The 23556-nt window shown below is 70.9% G+C and carries 19 protein-coding genes and 1 pseudogene; 12 read left to right on the top strand and 8 right to left on the bottom strand.

Annotated features, from left to right (window positions below):
* Positions 1 to 134: 134 nt before the first annotated feature.
* Positions 135 to 2534 carry a cation-translocating P-type ATPase gene (locus ACFVXA_RS14515; RefSeq protein WP_390025154.1) on the bottom strand — a complete coding sequence of 800 codons (2400 nt, stop codon included), beginning with the start codon at positions 2532 to 2534 and terminating at the stop codon, positions 135 to 137.
* Between the two features lie 112 nt (positions 2535 to 2646).
* Positions 2647 to 2937: a DUF2530 domain-containing protein gene (locus ACFVXA_RS14510; protein ID WP_362016736.1), complete on the bottom strand. Its 291-nt coding sequence runs from the start codon at positions 2935 to 2937 to the stop codon at positions 2647 to 2649.
* A 283-nt stretch (positions 2938 to 3220) separates the two neighbouring features.
* Between ACFVXA_RS14510 and ACFVXA_RS14505 the strand changes: the two genes are divergently transcribed.
* Positions 3221 to 4672 carry an NCS2 family permease gene (locus ACFVXA_RS14505; protein ID WP_390025153.1) on the top strand — a complete coding sequence of 484 codons (1452 nt, stop codon included), beginning with the start codon at positions 3221 to 3223 and terminating at the stop codon, positions 4670 to 4672.
* Between the two features lie 16 nt (positions 4673 to 4688).
* On the opposite strand, the gene ACFVXA_RS14500 is transcribed toward ACFVXA_RS14505, so the two are convergent.
* The gene (locus ACFVXA_RS14500) at positions 4689 to 4871 is read right to left on the bottom strand and encodes a hypothetical protein (RefSeq protein WP_054235178.1); all 183 of its coding nucleotides are present in this window, start codon (positions 4869 to 4871) and stop codon (positions 4689 to 4691) included.
* 143 nt (positions 4872 to 5014) lie between these two features.
* On the opposite strand from ACFVXA_RS14500, the gene ACFVXA_RS14495 reads away from it, so the two are divergent.
* The 3 genes from ACFVXA_RS14495 to thpR all read left to right on the top strand — a co-directional run bounded on the left by ACFVXA_RS14495 (position 5015) and on the right by thpR (position 7702).
* Entirely contained in the window at positions 5015 to 5452 is a 438-nt protein-coding gene (locus ACFVXA_RS14495) for a MarR family transcriptional regulator (RefSeq protein WP_327429665.1), read from the top strand.
* A gap of 91 nt (positions 5453 to 5543) precedes the next feature.
* The gene (locus tag ACFVXA_RS14490) at positions 5544 to 6908 is read left to right on the top strand and encodes an MFS transporter (protein WP_383737179.1); all 1365 of its coding nucleotides are present in this window, start codon (positions 5544 to 5546) and stop codon (positions 6906 to 6908) included.
* Positions 6909 to 7078: 170 nt separating this feature from the next.
* Positions 7079 to 7702 carry an RNA 2',3'-cyclic phosphodiesterase gene (gene thpR, locus ACFVXA_RS14485; RefSeq protein WP_383737182.1) on the top strand — a complete coding sequence of 208 codons (624 nt, stop codon included), beginning with the start codon at positions 7079 to 7081 and terminating at the stop codon, positions 7700 to 7702.
* Between the two features lie 142 nt (positions 7703 to 7844).
* Here the strand turns inward: thpR and ACFVXA_RS14480 are convergent, their stop codons facing one another.
* The 3 genes from ACFVXA_RS14480 to ACFVXA_RS14470 form a co-directional block, all read right to left on the bottom strand.
* On the bottom strand, positions 7845 to 8837 hold the full coding sequence (locus tag ACFVXA_RS14480) for an aldo/keto reductase (protein WP_362016726.1): 993 nt from the start codon (positions 8835 to 8837) through the stop codon (positions 7845 to 7847).
* A 180-nt stretch (positions 8838 to 9017) separates the two neighbouring features.
* Positions 9018 to 9605: a Uma2 family endonuclease gene (locus ACFVXA_RS14475; RefSeq protein WP_362016724.1), complete on the bottom strand. Its 588-nt coding sequence runs from the start codon at positions 9603 to 9605 to the stop codon at positions 9018 to 9020.
* An 88-nt stretch (positions 9606 to 9693) separates the two neighbouring features.
* Complete coding sequence (locus ACFVXA_RS14470; protein WP_384026368.1) at positions 9694 to 10377, bottom strand: SGNH/GDSL hydrolase family protein; 684 nt, start codon at positions 10375 to 10377, stop codon at positions 9694 to 9696.
* A gap of 190 nt (positions 10378 to 10567) precedes the next feature.
* On the opposite strand from ACFVXA_RS14470, the gene ACFVXA_RS14465 reads away from it, so the two are divergent.
* On the top strand, positions 10568 to 11548 hold the full coding sequence (locus tag ACFVXA_RS14465) for a WD40 repeat domain-containing protein (RefSeq protein WP_383900637.1): 981 nt from the start codon (positions 10568 to 10570) through the stop codon (positions 11546 to 11548).
* An 89-nt stretch (positions 11549 to 11637) separates the two neighbouring features.
* On the opposite strand, the gene serC is transcribed toward ACFVXA_RS14465, so the two are convergent.
* On the bottom strand, positions 11638 to 12756 hold the full coding sequence (serC, locus tag ACFVXA_RS14460; protein ID WP_383737190.1) for a phosphoserine transaminase: 1119 nt from the start codon (positions 12754 to 12756) through the stop codon (positions 11638 to 11640).
* A 205-nt stretch (positions 12757 to 12961) separates the two neighbouring features.
* On the opposite strand from serC, the gene ACFVXA_RS14455 reads away from it, so the two are divergent.
* From ACFVXA_RS14455 to ACFVXA_RS14440, 4 genes and pseudogenes are all read left to right on the top strand, one after another.
* Entirely contained in the window at positions 12962 to 15988 is a 3027-nt protein-coding gene (locus tag ACFVXA_RS14455; protein WP_390025150.1) for an FAD-binding and (Fe-S)-binding domain-containing protein, read from the top strand.
* Between the two features lie 46 nt (positions 15989 to 16034).
* A complete protein-coding gene (locus ACFVXA_RS14450; RefSeq protein ID WP_362016713.1) occupies positions 16035 to 17159 on the top strand; it encodes a peptidoglycan bridge formation glycyltransferase FemA/FemB family protein in 1125 nt (374 codons plus the stop codon).
* 103 nt (positions 17160 to 17262) lie between these two features.
* Positions 17263 to 17361, top strand: a pseudogene (locus ACFVXA_RS14445) (IS5/IS1182 family transposase); the annotation flags it as partial.
* 131 nt (positions 17362 to 17492) lie between these two features.
* Positions 17493 to 18512 carry a DMT family transporter gene (locus ACFVXA_RS14440; RefSeq protein ID WP_390025148.1) on the top strand — a complete coding sequence of 340 codons (1020 nt, stop codon included), beginning with the start codon at positions 17493 to 17495 and terminating at the stop codon, positions 18510 to 18512.
* 25 nt (positions 18513 to 18537) lie between these two features.
* Here the strand turns inward: ACFVXA_RS14440 and ACFVXA_RS14435 are convergent, their stop codons facing one another.
* Complete coding sequence (locus ACFVXA_RS14435; RefSeq protein WP_362016709.1) at positions 18538 to 19170, bottom strand: hypothetical protein; 633 nt, start codon at positions 19168 to 19170, stop codon at positions 18538 to 18540.
* A gap of 285 nt (positions 19171 to 19455) precedes the next feature.
* On the opposite strand from ACFVXA_RS14435, the gene ACFVXA_RS14430 reads away from it, so the two are divergent.
* Genes ACFVXA_RS14430 through ACFVXA_RS14420 form a run of 3 tightly spaced genes read left to right on the top strand, consistent with a single transcriptional unit; the run spans position 19456 to position 23551 of the window.
* On the top strand, positions 19456 to 20250 hold the full coding sequence (locus ACFVXA_RS14430) for a TIGR03084 family metal-binding protein (protein WP_362016707.1): 795 nt from the start codon (positions 19456 to 19458) through the stop codon (positions 20248 to 20250).
* Positions 20247 to 21947, top strand: coding sequence for an acyclic terpene utilization AtuA family protein (locus ACFVXA_RS14425; protein ID WP_362016705.1), 1701 nt, complete (start codon positions 20247 to 20249; stop codon positions 21945 to 21947). The genes ACFVXA_RS14430 and ACFVXA_RS14425 overlap by 4 nt, the downstream gene beginning before the upstream one ends.
* Positions 21944 to 23551, top strand: a complete 1608-nt coding sequence (locus ACFVXA_RS14420; RefSeq protein ID WP_390025145.1) for an acyl-CoA carboxylase subunit beta — start codon at positions 21944 to 21946, stop codon at positions 23549 to 23551. Before ACFVXA_RS14425 ends, ACFVXA_RS14420 begins: the two co-directional genes overlap by 4 nt.
* The last annotated feature ends 5 nt before the right edge of the window (positions 23552 to 23556 follow it).

The raw sequence follows: 23556 nt of genomic DNA, 5'->3' as shown, positions 1-23556 counted from the left end.
GTCAACGCCGCGGGCGACTATGTCGATGTGCAGTAGCGACTCCGCGCAGCGGTAACTTCCATGCACTGGTGACTCCGTGCAGCAGTGACTCCGCGCAGCGGCAACTCCCGTACGTCCCGTACGTCCCGTACGGCTCAAGCGGTCACGTGGCGGTCGACCCATCTCCACACGAACTCCAGGGCGGCCGCCGCCACCGCCGAGATCCCCACCGCGATCCACGGCATGGTCGTGCCCACCAGCTTCAGTGCGAAGAAGTGCTGCAGCCCCGGCACCACGAGCACCAGCAGGAACGCCGCGCCCATCGCGGCGACGAGGCAGATCCGCCACCAGGTGTACGGCCGGGCGATGATCGCGAGCACCCACATCGAGATCAGGAAGAGCGTCAGCGTCGCGGCGCTGGTCTCGGCGTCCAGCGAGCCCGCACCCGTGTAGTGGTGACGGGCGATCAGATACGTCACGAAGGTGGCCACCCCGGCGATGACCCCGCCCGGGATCGAGTACCGCATCACCCGCCGCACGAAGTGGGGTTGCGCGCGCTCCTTGTTGGGAGCGAGCGCGAGGAAGAAGGCCGGGACGCCGATCGTCAGGGTGGAGAGCAGGGTCAAGTGCCGGGGCAGGAAGGGGTATTCGACCTGCCAGCACACCACCAGGATGGCCAGCAGTACCGAGTAGACGGTCTTCACCAGAAAGAGCGTCGCGACCCGGGTGATGTTCCCGATGACCCGGCGGCCCTCCGCGACCACCGAGGGCAGTGTCGAGAAGCTGTTGTTGAGCAGCACGATCTGGGCCACCGCCCGGGTCGCCTCCGAGCCCGAGCCCATGGAGACCCCGATGTCGGCGTCCTTCAGGGCCAGCACGTCGTTCACGCCGTCGCCGGTCATCGCCACCGTGTGCCCGCGTGACTGGAGCGCGCCGACCATGTCGCGCTTCTGCTGCGGGGTGACGCGCCCGAACACCGTCCCCTTGTCCAGCGACTTCGCCATCTCCTCCCGCTCGTCGGGGAGCCGGCGCGCGTCCACGACGTCGCCCCTGAGGCCGAGCTTCCCGGCCACCGCGCCCACCGACACCGCGTTGTCGCCGGAGATGACCTTGGCCTTGACGTCCTGCTCGGCGAAGTAGCGCAGGGTGTCCGCCGCGTCCGGACGCAGCCGCTGCTCCAGGACGACCAGGGCGGTGGGCCGGGCGCCCTTCTTGACCTCCGGGTCGTCGAGGTCCTTCGAGGCCCGGGCGAGCAGCAGCACCCGCAGCCCCGCCTCGTTCAGCCGCTCGGTCTCGGCGAGCGCCGGGCCACCGGCGGGCAGCAGCACGTCGGGCGCACCGAGCAGCCACGTACTCGATTCGCCGTTGCCCTCGCTGAAGGACGCGCCGCTGTACTTGCGGGCCGAGGAGAACGGCAGCGACTCGGTGCAGCGCCACTCCTCGCTGTCGGGGTAGGCGGCGATGATCGCCTGGAGGGAGGCGTTCGGCCGCGGGTCGGACTCGCCGAGCGCGCCGAGCACCTTGCGTACGTACGCCTCCTCGGCGCCCTGGAGCGGTCGCAGCTCGGTGACGTCCATGCCGCCCTCGGTGAGGGTGCCGGTCTTGTCGAGGCAGACGGTGTCGACGCGGGCGAGGCCCTCGATGGCGGGGAGTTCCTGCACGAGGCACTGTTTCCGGCCAAGGCGGATGACGCCTATCGCGAAGGCGACGGAGGTGAGCAGGACCAGGCCCTCGGGGACCATCGGCACGATTCCGCCGACGGTGCGCGCGATGGAGTCCTTGAAGCCGTTCTGCTTGACCACCAGCTGGCTGATGACCAGGCCGATCGCGGTCGGGATCATCATCCACGTCACGTATTTCAGGATGGTGGAGATACCCGTACGCAGCTCGGAGTGGACGAGTGTGAAGCGGGACGCCTCCTCGGCGAGCTGCGCGGCGTACGCCTCCCGGCCCACCTTCGTCGCCGTGAAGGCGCCGCCGCCCGCCACCACGAAGCTGCCCGACATCACCGCGTCGCCCGGGTGCTTGACCACGGGCTCGGCCTCACCGGTGAGCAGCGACTCGTCGATCTCCAGGCCGTCGGCCTCGGCGCAGGTGCCGTCGACGACGACCTTGTCGCCCGGGCCTATCTCGATCAGGTCCCCGAGCACGATCTCCGATGTACTGACCGCGGCGGCGACACCGTCCCTGCGGACGGTCGGTTTCGCCTCGCCGATCACCGCGAGCGAGTCCAGCGTCTTCTTGGCCCGCCACTCCTGGATGATGCCGATGCCGGTGTTGGCGATGATCACGTACCCGAACAGGCTGTCCTGGAACGGCGCCACGAACAGCATGATCAGCCAGAGCACACCGATGATCGCGTTGAACCGGGTGAAGACGTTGGCGCGGACGATCTCGCCCAGGGAGCGGCTGCTGCGCACCGGGACGTCGTTCACCTCGCCGCGGGCGACCCGTTCGGCCACCTCGGCGGCGGACAGCCCCTGTACCCGTCGGGAGGCGGGCAGGGGCACGGGGTGGACGGGATCGAGCTCGGCGCCGGCGTCGATGTGCGTCATGCATTCGACGGTACGTGCGGAAATACGGCTTCACCTGCCGAGTGCCCCAAAGATCCGACCAGGGGAGGACGGGGGACGGCGGGGCATGATGCCGTGGTTGTAGGGGCGCTCCTTATTCGGTGGCAGGAGATTCGGTGGCAGGAGCGGCGGCTCCCTTGGCCGCGGCGTCGCGCTTGATCGCCGCGTCGCGCCTGCGGACGTACCAGATGCCGATCAGTCCGAGACCCGCGCCGGCCAGACAGGTCCACACCCACCACAGGTGCCCGTGGTCGTCGAACCAGCCGTAGAACGGCAGCTGTGCCAGGAAGAGGACGAACCAGAGGATCGTGCCGCCCGTGATGGTGGCGACGACGGGCCCCTCCAGGGGCTCCGGCGCCTCGTGCTTGGGGGTCCACTTCGCCATGTGCACAGCTTACGAGGGTCGCCCCGCTGTCGGTCTCCAGGCCGGGTCCGACCTTGTATACCAAGGGTCTACGCGCGGAGATAGCGATTTCGGACTCATATGTTCATACTGAAACGGTCTGAGTCTGGCTCTTTCTGTTCGTACGAAACACCAACAGAAACACCGAAGAAACCTGCTGGTGATCGCGTGGCAGCCAGACTCGATCAAGTTCCCAGCAGCCGCGCGCCGTCCCGCCCGGCGCCCGTCACTGGGCCCCAAGGCCCCCGCACGTATGAGGTCACGCATGTCCACGTCGGCCACCACCACGGCCCCTGCCCCGGAGCAGCCCGAGCCCCGCCCCGCGGGGGGCGCTCTCGACCGCTACTTCAAGATCTCCGAGCGGGGCAGCACGCTGCCGCGCGAGATCCGGGGTGGTTTCGCCACCTTCTTCGCGATGGCCTACATCATCGTGCTGAACCCGATCATCCTGGGCAGCGCGAAGGACATGTACGGGCATCACCTGGACAACGGCCAGCTGGTCACCGCGACCGCCCTGACCGCGGCCTTCGCGACGCTCCTCATGGGCGTCATCGGCAATGTGCCGATCGCGCTGGCGGCGGGCCTGGGGGTCAACACGGTCGTCGCGCTCCAGCTCGCGCCCCGGATGTCCTGGCCCGACGCGATGGGCATGGTGGTCCTGGCCGGCTTCATCGTGATGCTGCTGGTCGCCACCGGTCTGCGTGAGCGAGTCATGAACGCCGTGCCGCTGGGGCTGCGCAAGGGCATCTCGATCGGTATCGGCCTGTTCATCATGCTGATCGGCCTGGTCGACTCCGGCTTCGTCTCGCGCATCCCGGACGCCGCGCAGACCACGGTCCCGCTCCAGCTCGGCGCCGACGGTCACCTCAACGGCTGGCCCGTCCTGGTCTTCATCCTCGGCGCGCTGCTCACGCTCGCGCTGATCGTGCGCAAGGTGCCCGGCGCGATCCTGATCTCGATCGTCGCGATGACGGTCCTCGCGCTGATCATCAACGCCGTCGCCAAGGTCCCGTCCTGGGGTCTGACCACCCCGAAGTGGCCCGGCAACCCGGTCGCCACCCCGGACTTCGGTCTCGTCGGCAAGGTCAGCCTCTTCGGCGGCTTCGACAAGGTCGGCCTGCTGACCGGCATCCTCTTCGTCTTCACCGTGCTGCTGTCGTGCTTCTTCGACGCGATGGGCACGATCATGGGCGTCAGCGACGAGGCCAAGCTGACCGACGCGCAGGGCAACATGCCCGGCATCAGCAAGGTCCTCTTCGTCGACGGCATCGCGGTCGCCGCGGGCGGCGTCTCCTCCTCCTCGGCCACCACCTGCTTCGTGGAGTCCACGGCGGGCGTCGGCGAGGGCGCGCGCACCGGCTTCGCCAACGTCGTCACGGGCGCGCTCTTCGCCGTCGCGCTCTTCCTGACGCCCGTCGCCACGATGGTGCCGTCCCAGGCCGCCACGCCCGCGCTGCTTGCGGTCGGCTTCCTGATCCTGGCCGGCTCGGTCAAGGAGATCGACTGGGCCGACTACACGATCGCGATCCCGGCCTTCATCACGATGGTGATGATGCCGTTCACCTACTCGATCACCAACGGCATCGGTATGGGCTTCATCACCTTCGTGGTGCTGCGCCTGGCCGCCGGGCGCGGTCGCGGCATCCCGATCGCGATGTACGTGGTGGCGGCGGTGTTCGGCTTCTACTACCTGATGCCGGCCCTGGGCCTGACGTAAGCGGGGGCGCGGGGTCTCAGGTGACCCCGTAGAACTTCTCCGTCTCCTCGACCGCGGTCTGGAACCGCTCGTCGAAGTCATCGCGAATGAGCGTCCGGACGACATAGTCCTGGACGCTCATTCCGCGTTTGGCGGCATGGTGCCGGAGCCGGTCGAGCAGCTCCCCGTCTATCCGCAGGCTGAGCACGCTGGTCCCCATGGAGTCGAGGGTCGCCGGACCCCGGCGGGTGAGGTGTCACTTTCCGGAGCGGACTCACTCGTATGAGTGATGGCAGGGTTGGGTGGCGCGGTTCACGGGCACAGCGGTGGTCTTTAGGGAGAGTAATGAGTTACGCTAAAGACATGCCTGACCTCACCCATGGCGACGACGAGGCCGCCGTGAACGCCTTGCGCTCCGCAGTGATGCGGTTGTCGCGTCGACTCAAGCACCAGCGGGTCGACGAGTCGCTGAGCCCCACCGAGATGTCGGTGCTCGGCACCCTCGCCCGCTGCGGCACGGCCACGCCCGGCGAGCTCGCCCGCAAGGAGCATGTGCAGCCGCCCTCGATGACGCGCATCGTCGCGCTCCTCGAGGCCAAGGGCCTGGTCAGGCTGGAGCCACATCCCGAGGACCGACGCCAGAAGGTCGTCACCCAGACCGACAAGGCCGAGGCGATGCTCGAAGAGAGCCGTCGCAAGCGGAACGCGTTCCTGGCCGGACTGGTCGAGGCCCTCGACGAGGACGAATGGGCGAAGGTCCGCGAGGCCGCGCCCGTCCTGGAAAAGCTCGCACAACTGTGATCCACCGGGCGGCCCTGCTCACCGGGGCCGCCTTCGACACGCCGACGTCACCTGACGCCGACGTAGACGACTGCCTAGGAGGCGAGCCCTTTTGAGTACGGGACCCGGAGCAGATTCCGCCCCCGCACCAGCCACCCACGACTCCCCGCCCACCCCTGAGCGCGCCTCCCGCTCCTCATCCATGTTCAGCTCGCTGAAGATCCGGAACTACCGCCTGTTCTTCCTCGGCCAGGTCGTCTCCAACACCGGCACCTGGATGCAGCGCATCGCCCAGGACTGGCTGGTGCTGAGCCTGACCGGCTCGTCCACCGCGGTCGGCATCACCACCGCGCTGCAGTTCCTGCCGATGCTGCTCTTCGGGCTGTACGGCGGCGTTCTCGTCGACCGCCTGCCCAAGCGCCCCGCGCTGCTGGTGACCCAGACGGCGATGGCCGTCACCGGCCTCGCGCTCGCCTTCCTCACCCTCTCCGGCCACGTCCAGGTCTGGCACGTCTACCTGGCCGCCTTCGCCGTCGGCCTCGCCACGGTCGTGGACAACCCGGCCCGCCAGTCCTTCGTCTCCGAGATGGTCGGCCCGGGCCAGCTGCAGAACGCGGTCAGCCTGAACTCGGCGAACTTCCAGTCCGCCCGTCTGGTCGGCCCCGCCGTGGCGGGCGTGCTGATCACCGGCGTCGGCACCGGCTGGGCCTTCCTCTTCAACGGCCTGTCCTTCGTGGCCCCGATCGCGGGCCTGCTCATGATGCGCGCCCGCGAACTGCACGTGGTCGAGCGCGCGCCACGCGGCAAGGGCCAGCTCCGCGAGGGCCTGAAGTACGTCGCGAGCCGTCCCGAGCTGATCTGGCCGATCGTCCTGGTCGGCTTCATCGGCACCTTCGGCTTCAACTTCCCGGTCTGGCTCTCGGCGTACGCGGACGACACCTTCCACGCGGGCGCAGGCGCGTACAGCCTCTTCAACACGCTGATGGCGATCGGCTCGCTGGCCGGCGCCCTGCTTGCGGCCCGCCGCGGCACGGCCCGGCTGCGCATCCTGATCGCGGCAGCCGTCGCCTTCGGAGCCCTGGAAGTGGTGGCGGCGGTGGCCCCCTCCCTCTGGCTCTTCTCGCTCCTCATGGTTCCGATCGGGATCTTCGGCCTGACGGTCAACGTCACCGCGAACACCGCGGTCCAGATGGCCACCGACCCCGCCATGCGCGGCCGCGTCATGGCCCTCTTCATGATGGTCTTCATGGGCGGCACACCGCTGGGCGCGCCCCTCGTCGGCTGGATCACCGACGCCTACGGCGCCCGCGTCGGCTTCGCCCTCGGCGGCCTGATCTCCATGGTGGCCGCGGTCACCATCGGCCTGGTCCTGTCCCGCGTCGGAGGCCTGCGCCTCTCGGTCGGCTGGCACCACGGCCACCCCCGGGTCCGCTTCGTACCGAGAGAACGGAGAGAGCAGCTCGCCGTGACGGCGTGACGGCGTGACGGCGTGACGGGCGTGACGGGCGTGACGGCGTGACGGGCGTGACGGACGGCGCTTCGCCCGGCCTTCTCGTCCCGCCAGGCTTCAGCTGCGCCGGCGGGGTGTGCGTATCTCCATGGCGGGCGGGGGTCGCCGGATGATCCGTTCCCTGGAAGGGTGACGCCATGAGACTCTTTGCGGCCGTGCTGCCACCGAAGGACGCGGTACGTGAACTCGGCTCGGCGGTGGACGAGTTGCACCGGCTGCCGGGCGCGGACGGACTGCGCTGGACGGGCCGCCCCGGCTGGCACTTCACCCTCGCCTTCTACGGCGAGGTGGCCGAGGAGACCGTCCCGGAGCTGTCGGAACGGCTGGCGCGCGCGGCCCGCCGCACCGCCCCCTTCCCGCTGGCCCTGCACGGCGGTGGCCACTTCGGCGACCGTGCGCTGTGGGTGGGCGCGGAGGGTGACGTACCGGCACTGCGGCTGCTCGCGGACCGGGCGGAGGCGGCGGCGCGCAAGACGGGCCTCCCGATGGAGGTGCACCGCCGCTATCGCCCGCATCTGACGGTCGCGCGCACCCGCGCTTCCCGATCCGCCGCCCCGGCCCCGGGTCCGGCTTCCGTGGACTTCGCGGCGTACCTCAGCGCCCTGGACGCGTTCGCCGGGCGGGAGTGGACGGTGGGGGAACTGTGTCTCGTACGCAGCAATCTGCCGCAGTCGGGGGTGCCGGGCGAGCAGCCCCGCTACGAGACGGTCGCGAGCTGGCCGCTGGGGGCGGCCGACGGGCCCGGCACGGCCGCCGGTTAACCTCGATGGCGTGAACCCGAAGACCCGTAACCGGATCATGGCCGGTGTGCTCGTGCTGATGTTCGTCGTGGTGGCGCTGGCGGCGGCGGTCAGATAACCGACCGCCACCGCCGCGCTCCGGGGTGCCCGGAAGGCACCTGGGTCACCAGGCGAAGGCCTCCGGCGACGGCCCCGGTCCCGGGAAGATCTCGTCGAGCCCTTCCAGGACCTCCTCCGACAGCTCCAGCTCGACGGCGCGCAGCGCGGACTCCAACTGCTCGGCGGTGCGCGGGCCGACGATGGGCCCGGTGACGCCGGGCCGGGTGAGCAGCCAGGCCAGCGCGGCCTCGCCGGGCTCCAGGCCGTGCTTGTCGAGCAGATCCTCGTACGCCTGGATCTGGGCGCGGACGGAGGCGTTGGCGAGGGAGTCGGCGGCCCGGCCGCTCGCCCGGCGCCCGCCCTGGACCTCCTTCTTGATGACCCCGCCGAGCAGACCGCCCTGCAGCGGGGACCAGGGGATGACCCCGAGCCCGTACTCCTGCGCGGCCGGGATGACCTCCATCTCTGCGCGCCGCTCGGCGAGGTTGTAGAGGCACTGCTCGCTGACGAGCCCGATCGTGCCGTGACGCCGGGCGGCGATCTCGTTGGCCTGGGCGATCTTGTAGCCGGGGAAGTTGGACGACCCGACGTAGAGGATCTTCCCCTGCTGCACCAGCACGTCGATCGCCTGCCAGATCTCCTCGAAGGGAGTGGCGCGGTCGATGTGATGGAACTGGTAGACGTCGATGTAGTCGGTCTGCAGCCGCTTGAGGCTGGCGTCGACCGCGCGCCGGATGTTGAGCGCGGAGAGCTTGTCGTGGTTGGGCCAGGCGTCGCCGTCGGCGGCCATGTTCCCGTACACCTTGGTGGCGAGCACGACCTTGTCGCGCCGCTCGCCGCCCTTGGCGAACCAGTTCCCGATGATCTCTTCCGTACGGCCCTTGTTCTCGCCCCAGCCGTACACGTTCGCGGTGTCGAAGTAGTTGATCCCCGAGTCCAGGGCCGCGTCCATGATGGCGTGGCTGTCGGCCTCGTCGGTCTGCGGACCGAAGTTCATGGTGCCGAGGACGAGCCGGCTGACCTTGAGTCCCGTGCGTCCGAGCTGCGTGTACTTCATGAGTCCCTAGCCAACGGCGTGGAGTGCGCTCTAGGCAAGCGCACCGTCGTCGGGTGGGTCGGCTTCCTGGGCAGGCGGACCGCCCCCTGCTCGTTGGGGGACCCAGATCCGGCCTTGAGCAACGACGGGAGGTACGGGCGAGGCCGCGATCGTCGCGGCATCGTGCCGTACGGCCGGCATTCAGTCCCGGGGGAATTCGTCTGTGGTGAGGGTGAGGCCGACTACCGTGCCGGTGAGGTCCACAGGGTCGCCGAATGCGCTCTTCGTCTCGGTGGCGTAGTCGCCGTCCTTGGGCTGAGTGAACAGGCGGCACCTGCCCTGGTAGGGGTCGACGATGAGGTAGACGGGGACCTCGGCGAGGGCGTACGTGAGTTTCTTGGGGCCGTAGTCATTGGCGGCGGTGTCCTTGGAGATGATCTCGGCCACGAACTCGACGTCCTGGTAGCGCCAGCGGCCTTTGTCGTCTTTCACCGATCGATCGGCCAGCGCCGCCACGTCGCAGGCGAAACCGTTCAGGTGCCCGGGGAAGTCGATCCGTACGTCGGACGCCAACCGCTTACGGGCGTACCTGCCGCGCAGTTGCTCCACGATGTCGAGGATGATCTCCCAATGGGTTTGCCGTTGCGGTGACATGAAGATGTTCCCCCCGACGATCTCGACCTTGGTTCCCTCGGGGATGGGCATCTTCTCGAGCCCCTCGAACATGACGTCCAGAGTCAGCTCGCCGCTTTCCTCGGCCATCTCGATCCTGTCTTCAAGGACGGTCATCGTGGCGCTCCTCCCCGGCCGCCCCTACGACAAGTGCAGCCGCGCGGTACAACGATACGCACGGTGACCAGGCCACGCCCGGATCCGGTCAGGCGGTTTCGGCCGTGTACGGCTCGCCCAGGTCCCATGCCTGGTACATCGCCTCCGCGAAGCCCTCCGCGATCTTGTGCTCGCCGCTCGCGTTCGGGTGGGTGCCGTCGTACGTGTCGAAGTGGATGTCGTACGAGGGCGGCGGGGAGGCCATCAGGAGGGGGGAGCGGGGTTCGTCGAGGTCGGCCACCGTCTTGGCGAGGAGCTCGTTGAAGGCGGCGAGTTCGGCGGCGAAGGGGGCGTCGGACTCGGCGCGGACGTTCGGGATCACCGGCAGCATCACCATGCGAACGCGCGGGTTGGCGGCGCGGGCCTCCTCGACGAAGGTGCGGGCGTTCGCCGCCGTCTGGGGCGCGTTGGTATAGAAACCGAGGTCGATCAGGCCGAGGGAGACCAGCAGGACGTCGGCGCGCTGCGCGCGGACCGCCTCGCGGATCAGCGGGGCCATGTGGATCCAGCCCTCGCCCCAGCCGGCCAGATGGGCGCGGGGGAAGTCCGGGTCGGCGTAGTCGTACGAGTCGGGGGACTCCGTCGCCTGGTCGTAGAGCGTCTCGCGCGGACCGACGATCTTGAACGGGCCTCCGTACGTCGCGCGCAGGTGCTGCCACATTCGGTAACGCCAAGTGTGTTCGCCCGCGCTACCGATCGTCATGGAGTCGCCGACGGGCATGAACCTGAGCATCCGCTCATCATGGACGATCGGCGGGGGTGCCACGGGCTCCGTACGGGTGTGAGGCTGGACACGCCGCGGCGGCGGCCCGGGGGGCGGGCACGCCGCCGAGGACGGGCCGGCGAGCGCCCCGCCACCGGACGGGCCGGCGGGCAGGGCCGGGCCCGCCTGAACCGTCGGCCGGGATGGCAAGCTTGGGGCCATGCGCCGATCGCTGCCGTGCCTTGCCGGAGCCGTCCTCGTCGTCGCCCTGGCGACCCCGGCCCTCGCCGCCGGCGGGGACGACGGGTTCACCATCAAGGACCCGAGGATCACCGAGTCCAGTGGACTCGCCGCCTCGCACGCCCACCCCGGCATCTACTGGACCCACAACGACAGCGACGACGGGGCCTACCTGTACGCCGTCGACAGCAGGACGGGCCGCACCGTCGCCACCGTCACCATGACCGGGGTCGGCGCGCCCCGGGACGTCGAGGCCATCTCCATCGGCCCGGACGACAACCTCTACGTCGGCGACATCGGCGACAACCTCGGCGGCAAGTGGGACCACGTGTGGATCTACAAGCTCCCCGAGCCGAAGGTCCTGAAGGACCAGACGATCCGCGCCACGCAGTACGTCGTGAAGTACGCGGACGGCCCGCGCAACGCCGAGGCCCTGATGGTCCATCCGAAGACCGGGCGGGTCTACATCGCCGACAAGAACGAGGACGGCGGCCACCTCTACGAGGGCCCCGCCCAGCTCTCCGCCTCCGGCACCAACATCTTCGAGCCCGTCGCCACCATCGACCTCTGGGTCACCGACGGCGCCTTCTCGCCCGACGGCGAACAGCTCGCCGTACGCGGCTACTTCGGCGGGATCGCGTACGACTGGAACGGCGGGAAGATCAAGCGGCGGGGCCGGCTCAACGTCCCCCTCCAGGGGCAGGGCGAGTCCGTCACCTACACCCCCGACGGATCGAAGCTCATGTACGGCAGCGAGGGCGCGAACAGCCCCGTACAGCCGGAGGACGCGCCCGGCTACAGCGGCTCCGGATCCAAGTCGCCCTCCCAGGGCGGCGGTTCGGCCGCCGACGGTGGCGGCTCCGGCAACGGCACGAGCGACGGTTTCAAGGTCGGCGCCATCGCGATCGCCGCCGTCTTCGCCGTCGTCCTCGGCTTCAAGCGACTGCTGCGGCGCAACTGACCCGCGAGAACCGAGAACGGGGGCGCCCGGCACTGTGACAGTGCCGGGCGCCCCCGTCGGCGTACCGGAACGCGCCTTACCCGAAAGAGTTACAGCTTCTCGATCACGTAGTCGACGCACTTCGTCAGCGCCTCGACGTCCGCCGGGTCGATGGCCGGGAACATGGCGACGCGGAGCTGGTTGCGGCCGAGCTTGCGGTAGGGGTCGGTGTCGACGATGCCGTTGGCGCGCAGGGTCTTGGCGACGGCGGCGGCGTCGATCTCGTCCGAGAAGTCGATCGTGCCGATGACCTGCGAGCGCTTGGCCGGGTCGGTCACGAACGGGGTCGCGTACTTGGATTCCTCGGCCCAGGTGTACAGGCGTGTGGAGGAGTCCTTGGTGCGGGCCGTGGACCACGCCAGGCCGCCCTGGCCGTTGATCCACTCCAGCTGCTCGTTGAGCAGGAAGAGGGTGGCGAGGGCCGGGGTGTTGTACGTCTGGTTCTTGCGGGAGTTGTCGATCGCCGTGGGGAGCGAGAAGAACTCCGGCACGTGGCGGCCGCTCGCGTGGACGCGCTCGGCGCGCTCGATCGCGGCCGGGGAGAAGACGCCGATCCACAGGCCGCCGTCGGAGGCGAAGGACTTCTGCGGGGCGAAGTAGTAGACGTCGGTCTCGGCGACGTCGACCGGCAGGCCGCCGGCGCCCGAGGTGGCGTCCACGAGTACGAGGGAGCCCTCGTCGGCGCCCTGCACGCGCTTGATCGGGGCCGCGACACCGGTCGAGGTCTCGTTGTGGGTGAAGGCGTAGACGTCGACGCCCGCCTCCGCGGCCGGCTCGGGGTGCGTGCCGGGGTCGGAGGAGATCACGGTGGGCTCGGCGAGCCACGGGGCGAGCCCCGCCGCCTTGGCGAACTTGGAGCTGAACTCGCCGAAGGTGAGGTGCTGCGACTTGTTCTCGATCAGACCGTGGGTCGCGATGTCCCAGAACGCGGTGGAGCCGCCGTTGCCGAGGACGACCTCGTACCCGTCGGGCAGCGAGAAGAGCTCGCTGATGCCTTCCCTGACCTTGCCGACCAGGTTCTTGACCGGGGCCTGGCGGTGGGAGGTGCCGAGCAGGGAACTGCCGGTCGCGGCCAGCGCGTCCAGCGCCTCCGTCCGCACCTTGGAGGGGCCCGCGCCGAATCGTCCGTCGGCGGGCTTGATGTCAGCGGGGATCTGGATATCAGCCACGGACGGAGCGTAGCTGTTTTGTGAAACGTGTCGGAAACGGAGTCCGTCCGGTGAGACGCCGTGTCCACGCCGGGGGCTTTCTCGCCCCCTCCGCCCCTACCCCTCCCCGGGGGCTGCGGAGTGACCCGTGTGAGGCGTGCTGCGGGCCGCGATATGAGGCGCGCGGCCGAGGGTCGCTGTCGGTGCAGGGCGGCATCCTGGAGGCATGACGGATCTCGGGGACCAGAGCACATCGGTGCCGTCGTCGGCGACGGACTCCGCGGAGGCGGCGCGGGCGCTGCGGGCCGGGCTGGCGAAGGCCGTGCGCGGCGAGGTCGCCTTCGACGCGACCGCACGGGCGCTGACCACCATGGACGCGTCCAACTACCGGCGCGTCCCGCTCGGCGTCGTGGCCCCGCGCGACGCCGAGGACGTGGCGGCGGCCCTCGCCGTGTGCCGCGCGCACGGCGTGCCGGTCGTGCCGCGCGGCGGCGGCACGTCGATCGCCGGCCAAGCCACGGGCACGGGCATCGTCCTGGACTTCACCCGCCACATGAACCGCATCGTCTCGCTCGACCCGCGGGCCCGTACGGCCGTCGTCCAGCCCGGTGTCGTCCTGGACCGCCTCCAGGACGCCGCCGCCCCGCACGGCCTGCGCTTCGGCCCCGACCCCTCGACCCACGGCCGCTGCACCCTCGGCGGGATGATCGGCAACAACTCGTGCGGGTCCCACTCGGTGGCCTGGGGCACCACGGCGGACAGCGTGCGGGAGCTGTCGGTCGTCACCGCCCGAGGGGCGTCCGCGCGGTTGGGGCAGCGGTGGGCTGGCGCTCCGGACGGCCTCCGGGCCCTGGTGGAGGGCGAGTTGGCGCGCCTGCGGACCGGCTTCCCGGAGCTGCCGCGCCGGATCTCCGGGTACGCGCTGGATGCCCTCCTTCCCGAGAAGGGCGCGGACGTCGCCCGCTCCTTCTGCGGCTCCGAGGGCACGCTCGGGGTGCTGACCGAGGCGGTCGTACGACTCGTGGAGGCGCCCCGCGCGCGGGCGCTGGCCGTGCTGGCGTACGCGGACGAGAGCGCGGCGGCGGAGGCGGCGGCAGGCCTGTCGCCATGGGGGTCCCCCCGCCCGAGCGAAGCCGAGAGTGGGGGAGGGCCGCTGACCGTGGAGGGGATGGCCGCGGACCTCGTGCCGGCCGACGCGGGGCTGCCGCGCGGCGGCGCCTGGCTGTTCGTGGAGACCGGCGGCGATGCGGAGGCGGAGGCACGCGCGCGTGCGGACGCGATCGTGCGGGCCGCGGACGTCCTGGACGCGATGGTGGTCACCGATCCGGCCAGGCAGCGTGCCCTGTGGCGGCTGCGCGAGGACGCGAGCGGTATGGCGACCCGGATGCCGGACGGCAGCGAGGCCTGGCCCGGCTGGGAGGACTGCGCGGTGCCACCGGCCCGGCTCGGCGCCTACCTCCGCGACTTCCGGGGCCTGCTCACGGCCCACGGCCTGCGCGGCACGCCGTACGGGCACTTCGGCGACGGCTGCATCCACGTCCGCATCGACTTCGACCTGATGACCGCGGCGGGCGTGGGCCGCTTCAGGCGCTTCTCCGAGGACCTCGCCGAACTGGTCGTGTCCCACGGCGGCTCGCTGTCCGGCGAGCACGGGGACGGCCAGGCACGGGCGGAGCTGCTGCCCAGGATGTACGGCGCCGAACTGGTCGGCCTCTTCGAGCGTGCCAAGGACCTCTGGGACCCGGACGACCTGCTCAACCCCGGCATGCTGGTACGCCCGCACCGGCTGGACGAGAACCTGCGGTTCGCGGTGCTGCCGCGAAAGCCGGTGGACGTGGCCTTCGGATATCCGGCGGACGGCGGCGACTTCTCGGCGGCGGTGCGCAGGTGCGTGGGGGTCGCCAAGTGCCGTACGACGGAGGCCGCTTCGGGCAGTGTCATGTGCCCGTCCTTCCGGGCGACCGGCGAGGAGGAGCACTCCACGCGCGGGCGGGCGCGGCTGCTGCACGAGATGCTCGCGGGCGAGGTGGTGACGGACGGCTGGCGGTCGACGGAGGTCCGTGACGCGCTGGACCTGTGTCTTTCTTGCAAGGGCTGCAAGTCCGACTGCCCGGTCGGCGTCGACATGGCCACGTACAAGGCGGAGTTCCTGCACCACCACTACGAGGGGCGCAGGCGGCCGGCGGCGCACTACGCGATGGGGTGGCTCCCGGTGTGGCTGGCCGCAGTCACCCGGACGCACTCGGCTCGACTGGTCAACTTCCTTTCCTCCGTACGGCCGTTGGCCGCCGTGGGCAAGCGGGTGGGCGGCATCGCGCCCGAGCGGGGGATTCCCCGGGTGGCCCGGGAGACGTTCAGCGGGTGGTGGTCGCGGGGGTTCCGGGACCGGGCGCGGGCGAAGGCGCGCAAGGCGGAGCGCGGGGCGCCCCCGGAAGGTGGTGGCTTCGGTGGGGACACCGTGGTCCTGTGGCCCGACACCTTCACCGAGCACCTCTCGCCCGCCGTCGGCAAAGCGGCCGTACGGGTCCTGGAGGCGGCGGGGCTGACGGTGCTGCTGCCGCCGCCCCGGATGAAGTACGGGCCGATCGGGGACGGGCGGTCGGGCCCCCTCGGCATCCGCACGGTCCTGCGCGGCCGCCGACGCCACCGCGTCTGCTGCGGGCTGACGTACGTCTCGACCGGTCAGCTCGACCGCGCCCGCGCCGTGCTGCGCCGCACGCTCGACCTGATGGAGCCGTACCTGGAGATGGACGGCATCCCGGTCGTCGTCCTGGAACCGAGCTGCGCCGCCGCCCTCCGCACGGACCTGCCGGAGCTGCTGCACGACGACCCCCGCGCGGCGCGTCTCGCGGCGGCGGTGCTGACGTTCGCGCAGGCTCTGGAACGGCACGCTCCCGACTGGACCCCGCCCCGCCTCGACCGTCCGGTCGTCGGCCAGACCCACTGCCATCAGCACGCCGTCCTCGGCGACGCGGCGGAGCGCCGGCTGCGCGAGGCGGCGGGCCTGACCGGCACCCTCGCGGGCGGCTGCTGCGGCCTGGCGGGAAACTTCGGCTTCGAGAAGGGCCACTACGAGGTGTCCGCGGCCTGCGCGGAGGAGCAACTGCTCCCGGCGGTCCGGGCCGCCACGGACGACACGGTGATCCTGGCGGACGGCTTCTCCTGCCGCACGCAGCTGGAGCAACTGGCGGGGCGCAGGGGGCGACACCTGGCGGAGGTGCTGGCGGCGGAGCTGACGGAGGGTCAGCCGTAAGTACGCTGGCGAGCGACCCGACACGAGGCCCCGAGGAGCAGCACGCATGAGTCTCCGTCTTCAGGCGATCACCCGCGAGGAACACCTGGCGTTCATCAGGACGCGGCCCTCGGTCAGCCATATGCAGGTGCCGTCGTGGGGTGACGTCAAGCCGGACTGGCGGGCGGAGAGCCTGGGGTGGTTCGACGAGCGGGGGCAGTTGGCCGGCGTCGGGCTGGTGCTGTTGCGTCCGCTGCCGAAGGTGAAGCGGTATCTCGCGTATCTGCCCGAGGGACCGGTCATCGACTGGCACGCGGCGGACCTCGCCGAGCGCTGGCTCGCCCCGATGCTCGCGTACCTCAAGTCGCGCGGCGCGTTCTCGGTGAAGACGGGGCCGCCGGTCGTCGCCCGCCGGTGGAGCGCGGACGCGGTCAAGGAGGCGATCGCCGATCCGACGGCACGGCGACTCGCGGACGTGGCGGCGACGACGTACGAGCCGGGGGCCGAGGAGGTGGCGGAGCGGCTGCGGCGGATGGGCTGGCGGCGCACCGAGCCCGGCGGCGAGGAGGGCTTCGCGGCCGGACAGCCGCGGTACGTCTTCCAGGTGCCGTTCGCCGGGCGGTCGGTGGAGGACATCCACCGGGGCCTCAACCAGCAGTGGCGGCGCAACATCAAGAAGGCCGAGAAGGCGGGCGTGAAGGTGGTGCGGGGCGGCCACGACGACCTGCCCGCCTTCTACGAGCTGTACGCGGAGACGGCCGAACGCGACCGTTTCATCCCGCGCCCGCTGCCCTACTTCCAGCGCATGTGGACCGCGCTGACCGCAGAGGATCCGGACCGTATGCGGCTCTACCTCGCCCACCATGACGGCGAGGTCCTCGCGGCGGCCACCATGCTGACCGTCGGCACCCACGTCTGGTACTCCTACGGCGCCTCCACCAGCCGCAAGCGCGAGGTCCAGCCCAACAACGCCATCCAGTGGCGCATGATGACCGACGCCCACGAACTAGGCGCCGCCGTCTACGACTTCCGCGGCATCACCGACACGCTGGAGGAGTCCAACCACCTCCTCGGCCTCCTCCGCTTCAAGGCGGGCGCGGGCGGCGAGGCCGTCGAATACCTCGGCGAGTGGGACTTCCCCCTCAACCGGCTGCTGCACAAGGCGCTGGGGCTGTACATGTCCCGCCGCTAGACATCCCCCAACTGGACGGTGCTCCAGAAGCCGGCCGAGGTCGCTTCAGGCCTCGAGGCGCACTGGAGTGCCTGAGGAGCTGGTGCCCAACACCGTTGCGTCATTCACCAGGGTGGTGCTCGCTTTGGTCCACGGCTCGGGCTACGAACGGGTCTCCAGCCCCGGATGCTCTGACCGGACCATCCGTCGACGTGTCAAAGAAGGTGGGCTGACCGTCTCCCGTCACCCCAGGACAGTTGCGCAACGGGTTCACACACCTGACGAAGTCCATTACCCTGGACCGACAGGTACACCATGATGAACGAACCCTGAGTCGATTCCCTGGAAGGCCCCGTGAACACGCCCAGCGCCGCCTCGTCCTCCCCGGCCCCGGCCGCCCCCGCGACGGCATCCGTGCCCACGGGCGGCGCGCCTACGACGGGTGTCCCCACGGCGGCTGTGCCCACGACGGACGGCCCGGGCCGGCGGGGCGGCTCCCTCGGCCCGCTGGGTCTGGTGCTCGCCGGAGGAGTCTCCGTGCAGTTCGGCGGCGCCCTGGCGGTGACCCTGATGCCACGGGTCGGCGCCCTCGGCGTCGTGACACTGCGGCTGCTGGTCGCCGCGATCGTGCTGCTCGCGGTCTGCCGCCCCCGGGTCCGCGGACACTCGCGCGCCGACTGGGGCACGGTCGTCGTCTTCGGCGTGACGATGGCCGCGATGAACGGGCTCTTCTACCAGGCGGTCGCCCGCATCCCGCTGGGCCCCGCCGTCACCCTCGAAGTGCTCGGCCCGCTGGTGCTCTCCGTCCTCGCCTCCCGCCGCGCCGTGAACCTGATCTGGGCCGGTCTCGCGCTCTGCGGCGTCTTCCTGCTCGGCGGCGGAGGCTTCAGCAGTCTCGACCCCGCCGGTGTCGCGTTCGCCCTGGGCGCCGGCACCATGTGGGCGGCATACATCATCTTCAGTGCGCGTACGGGCCGACGCTTCCCCCAGGCCGACGGGCTCGCCCTCGCCATGGCGGTCGCGGCGGTGGCCTTCCTGCCCCTGGGGATCGTCGAGTCCGGCTCGAAGCTCCTCGTCCCGACCACGGTCGCGCTGGGCGCCTCGGTGGCCGTCCTCTCCTCGGTCCTGCCCTACACCCTCGAACTCCTCGCCCTGCGCCGCCTGCCCGCGTCCACCTTCGCCGTCCTGATGAGCCTCGAACCGGCCCTCGCCGCCACCGCCGGTTTCCTCGTCCTGAACCAGGCACTCTCCGCCACCGAGGCCCTGGCCATCGCCCTGGTCATCGCGGCGAGCATAGGGGCGGTGCGGACGCAGGTGGGGCGGGGGAAGGCCAAGGGGCTGGAATCGGACGGGGAATTCGGGACCGGCGGCTGACCGGCTGCCCGGCCGCGCCGGCCGTTCACCTCATGCGCCGCAGGACCCCCATGTAGCCGTACGGCCGCTCGTGCTCGCCGAACCAGAGCTGCGGCGCGCGCTCGTACGCGGCCTGGGCGAGTTCGCGCCCCCAGCGGCGGCCGGCGTACATCGGGACGCCGATCCGGTAGCGGCGGTCCGGCAGGCCGGGCCGCAGCGGCTGGTCCCGCACGATGAGCGGCTTGAGCACGGGATCGGCGTCGTCGACATCGCCGTACGGACACAGTTCAAGGCTCATGATCTTCTGGCCGGCCTTGGCGCTGCCCTTGTGCGCCCAGTACAGCCCGACCCCGGCCAGCGACTGCCACGGCACCACCGTCTGCCGCTCTTGGCTGTGCCGCCACCACACCCCGTGCGCGTCGAAGGCCAGCAGTGTGCCGCGCCCCGCCCACAGCGCGCACGCCATCAGCACCCCGAGCCCGCCCCAGAGCAGCAGCCACACCCCGGCGAAGATCCACTGTCCGACGCCTGCCCCGCCCTTGCCCGCCGTGACGACGAGCGGGAGCGGTGCGAGGAGGAGCGCGATCAGCGTGCCCGGCAGGCCGGTCCGGAGCCGGCGCATTCCGAAGCGGTAGACGGTCGCGTCGGGGCCGGGGTGGAGTGGGGAAGGGGGGAGCATGGCGGGAAATCCTAGTGGGGTGACCTGTGCATGGCGAAGTCGCCGGTGACTCTCCGTCAGCTGGATCCGCGGCCCGACCGCCACCGCGACCGGCGCCCGCGCGCAGCACAGCCGGCAGCCGTGGCTGTATCCGTAGCTGTCTGCGTATCCGTATCGGTATCGGTATCTGTATCGGATCCGTATCCGTCCTGCATCCGCGCCAATTAATGCAAGCATGCTTGCTTGTTTCTCTGGCCGCTGTCATGCTCCGGGGCACACAACGTCGTGCCCCGAGGGGAGCGCATCGTGTCCGACCCGTCGTCCGTGATCGACGATCTGCACCGGGAGAGCGAGGAACTCGACCGGTTGGTGGGGGAGTTGGAGGCAGGGCGGTGGGCGCTCGCGACGCCCGCTCCCGGATGGACCGTCGCCCACCAGATCGCCCATCTCGCCTGGACCGACCGTTCCGCGCTGCTCGCCGTGACGGACGCCGAGGCCTTCGCGAAGGAGGTCGAGAAGGCGCTCGCCTCGCCCGACGGGTTCGTGGACGACGGAGCGGAGGAGGGAGCCGCGCTGCCGCCCGCCCGGCTGCTCGCCGGCTGGCGCGAGGGGCGGGCCGCGCTGGAGGAGGCCCTGCGCGCGGCACCCACCGGAACCCGGTTCCCCTGGTACGGGCCGCCCATGTCGGTCGCCTCTATGGCCACCGGCCGTCTTATGGAGACGTGGGCCCATGGACAGGACGTGGCCGACGCTCTGGGTGTGGTGCGCACCCCCACGGACCGGCTGAAGCATGTGGTCCGCATCGGGGTGCGGGCCCGTGACTTCGCCTTCGGGGTACGGGGGCTGGCCGTGCCCGGGGAGGAATTCCGCGTGGAACTCGTCAGCCCCTTGGGCGAGTTGTGGACGTACGGCCCTGCGGATGCCGCCCAGCGGGTCACCGGCCCGGCCCTCGACTTCTGCCTGCTGGTGACCCAACGGGCGAACCGCGCCGATCTCGCCGTACGGGCCGAAGGTCCCGACGCCGACCGCTGGCTGGACATCGCACAGGCCTTCGCGGGCCCGCCGGGCGCCGGACGCGCGCCGCAGGGGGGCGGGCGGTGACCCCCGTACGGCCGCTGCGCATCGGCAACGCCTCCGGCTTCTACGGCGACCGCTTCGACGCCCTGCGCGAGATGCTCACCGGCGGCCCGCTGGACGTCCTCACCGGTGACTATCTCGCCGAGCTGACGATGCTGATCCTGGGCCGCGACCGGCTGAAGGACCCGAAGCGCGGGTACGCCAAGACCTTCCTGGGCCAGCTGGAGGAGTGCCTCGGCCTCGCGCACGAGCGGGGCGTCCGTATCGTCGCGAACGCGGGCGGCCTCAACCCGGCCGGACTCGCCGACGCCGTAAGGGAGTTGGCCGACCGGCTCGGCATCCCGGCGCGCGTCGCGCACGTCGAGGGCGACGACCTGACGCACCGGTACGCGGGGAGTCTCGCCGCGCACGCCTACCTCGGCGGCGCCGGTATCGCCGCGTGCCTGCGCGAGGGCGCGGACGTCGTCGTCACCGGGCGGGTGACGGACGCGGCGCTCGTCACCGGGCCCGCCGTCGCCCACTTCGGCTGGGGAGCGCGCGACCACGACCGGCTCGCGGGCGCCGTGGTCGCCGGACACGTCCTGGAGTGCGGCACCCAGGCCACCGGCGGCAACTACGCCTTCTTCACCGACCACGACCCGGCGCGCCTGCGCCGCCCCGGCTTCCCGCTCGCCGAACTCCACGAGGACGGCAGCAGCGTCATCACCAAACACGACGGCACCGGCGGCCTCGTCGACGTCGGCACGGTCACCGCCCAGCTCCTGTACGAGACGCAGGGCGCCCGGTACGCGGGCCCCGACGTCACCGCGCGGCTGGACTCGGTCCGGCTGACCCAGGAGGGCCCCGACCGGGTACGGATCGAGGGGGTGCGCGGCGAGGCCCCGCCCCCCACGCTCAAGGTCGGCCTCAACCGGCTCGGCGGCTTCCGCAACGAGGTCGTGTTCGTCCTCACCGGGCTCGACATCGAGCAGAAGGCCGCCCTCGTACGGGACCAGATGGAGGCCGCCCTCGACAACGCCAAGTCCCGCCCGGCGGAGGTCCGCTGGGACCTCGCCCGCACCGACCACCCCGACGCCCCCACCGAGGAAACCGCGAGCGCCCTGCTCCGGCTCGTCGTACGGGACCCGGACCAGAAGACGGTCGGCCGCGCGCTGAGCGGCGCCGCCATCGAACTGGCCCTGGCGAGCTACCCCGGATTCCATGTGATGGCGCCCCCTGGGACGGGCTCGCCCTATGGGGTCTTCGAGGATGTGTACGTCCCCCATGGCGCCGTGGACCATGTGGCGATCCTCCACGACGGGCAACGGGTCCATGTGGCGCCGGCCGACGACACCCTCGTACTGGAGGTGTTGGAAGAACCGCGACTGCCCGAGCCTTTGCCGCCCGGGCCGACGCGCCGGGCTCCTCTCGGATGCGTCGCCGGGGCGCGCAGTGGTGACAAGGGGGGAAGCGCCAATGTCGGGGTGTGGGTGCGTTCGGACGACGCCTGGCGCTGGTTGGTTCATCGACTGACGGAGGACAGCTTTCGGAATCTGATACCTGAAAGCCGTCATCTGAAAGTTGTCAGACACATTCTTCCCAACCTCCGCGCCCTCAACTTCGTCGTCGAAGGCATCCTCGGCGAAGGCGTCGCCTCCCAGGCCCGTTTCGACCCCCAGGCCAAGGCCCTCGGCGAATGGCTCCGCTCCCGCCATCTGGACATACCGGAGACCCTCCTGTGACCGTCCTCTCCTCCGCCCTCGACACCGACAGCCCCGACTACACGGCCCACCGAGAAGCCATGCTCGGCAGACTCGCCGAGCTGGACGCCGAGCACGCCAAGGCGCTCGCGGGCGGCGGCGAGAAGTACGTGGCCCGGCACCGCGAGCGCGGCAAGCTGCTCGCCCGGGAGCGCATCGAGCTGCTGCTCGACCCGGACACACCGTTCCTCGAGCTGTCGCCGCTGGCGGCCTGGGGGAGCGCGTCCCCCGAGTACACGGTCGGCGCCTCGCTGGTCACCGGGATCGGGGTCGTCGAGGGCGTGGAGTGCCTGATCACGGCGAACGACCCGACCGTGCGCGGCGGCGCCAGCAACCCCTGGAGCCTGAAGAAGGCCCTACGGGCCAATGACATCGCGCTCGCCAACCGGCTGCCCTGCATCAGCCTCGTCGAGTCCGGTGGCGCCGATCTGCCGTCCCAGAAGGAGATCTTCATCCCCGGGGGTGCCATCTTCCGCGATCTCACCCGGCTCTCCGCCGCCGGAATCCCCACCGTGGCCGTCGTCTTCGGGAACTCCACCGCCGGCGGCGCGTACATCCCCGGCATGTCCGACCACGTGATCATGGTCAAGGAGCGGGCCAAGGTCTTCCTGGGCGGGCCGCCGCTGGTGAAGATGGCCACCGGCGAGGAGAGCGACGACGAGTCCCTGGGCGGCGCCGAGATGCACGCGCGCGTGTCGGGTCTCGCGGACTACTTCGCCGCCGACGAGCAGGACGCCCTCCGGCAGGCCCGGCGCGTGGTCGCCCGCCTCAACCACCGCAAGGCGCATGGCGATCCCGGCCCGGCGGCGCCCCCCAAGTACGACCAGGACGAGCTGCTCGGCATCGTCCCCGGCGACCTGAAGCACCCCTTCGACCCGCGCGAGGTCATCGCCCGCGTCGTCGACGGCTCCGACTTCGACGAGTTCAAGCCCCTCTACGGGACCAGCCTCACGACCGGCTGGGCCACGCTCCACGGCTACCCGGTCGGCATCCTCGCCAACGCCCAGGGCGTGCTCTTCAGCGCCGAGTCCCAGAAGGCCGCCCAGTTCATCCAGTTGGCCAACCAGCGGGACATCCCGCTCCTCTTCCTGCACAACACCACCGGCTACATGGTGGGCAAGGAGTACGAACAGGGCGGCATCATCAAGCACGGCGCGATGATGATCAACGCCGTCTCCAACTCGAAGGTCCCCCACCTGTCCGTCCTCATGGGCGCCTCCTACGGAGCCGGCCACTACGGCATGTGCGGGCGCGCCTACGACCCGCGCTTCCTGTTCGCCTGGCCCAGCGCCAAGTCCGCCGTCATGGGCCCCCAGCAGCTCGCGGGCGTCCTCTCGATCGTCGCCCGGCAGTCGGCGGCCGCGAAGGGCCGGCCGTACGACGAGGACGCCGACGCGGCGCTGCGCGCCATGGTGGAGCAGCAGATCGAGTCGGAGTCGCTGCCGATGTTCCTGTCCGGGCGGCTGTACGACGACGGGGTCATCGACCCGCGCGACACCCGCACCGTTCTCGGCCTGTGCCTGTCCGCGATCCACACGGCGCCCTACGAGGGCGCGCGCGGTGGCTTCGGCGTCTTCCGGATGTGAGGTCC

This window comes from Streptomyces sp. NPDC058246, from assembly GCF_042881985.1.
Lineage (GTDB): Bacteria > Actinomycetota > Actinomycetes > Streptomycetales > Streptomycetaceae > Streptomyces.
This window is presented reverse-complemented; position numbering and strand designations above follow the sequence as displayed.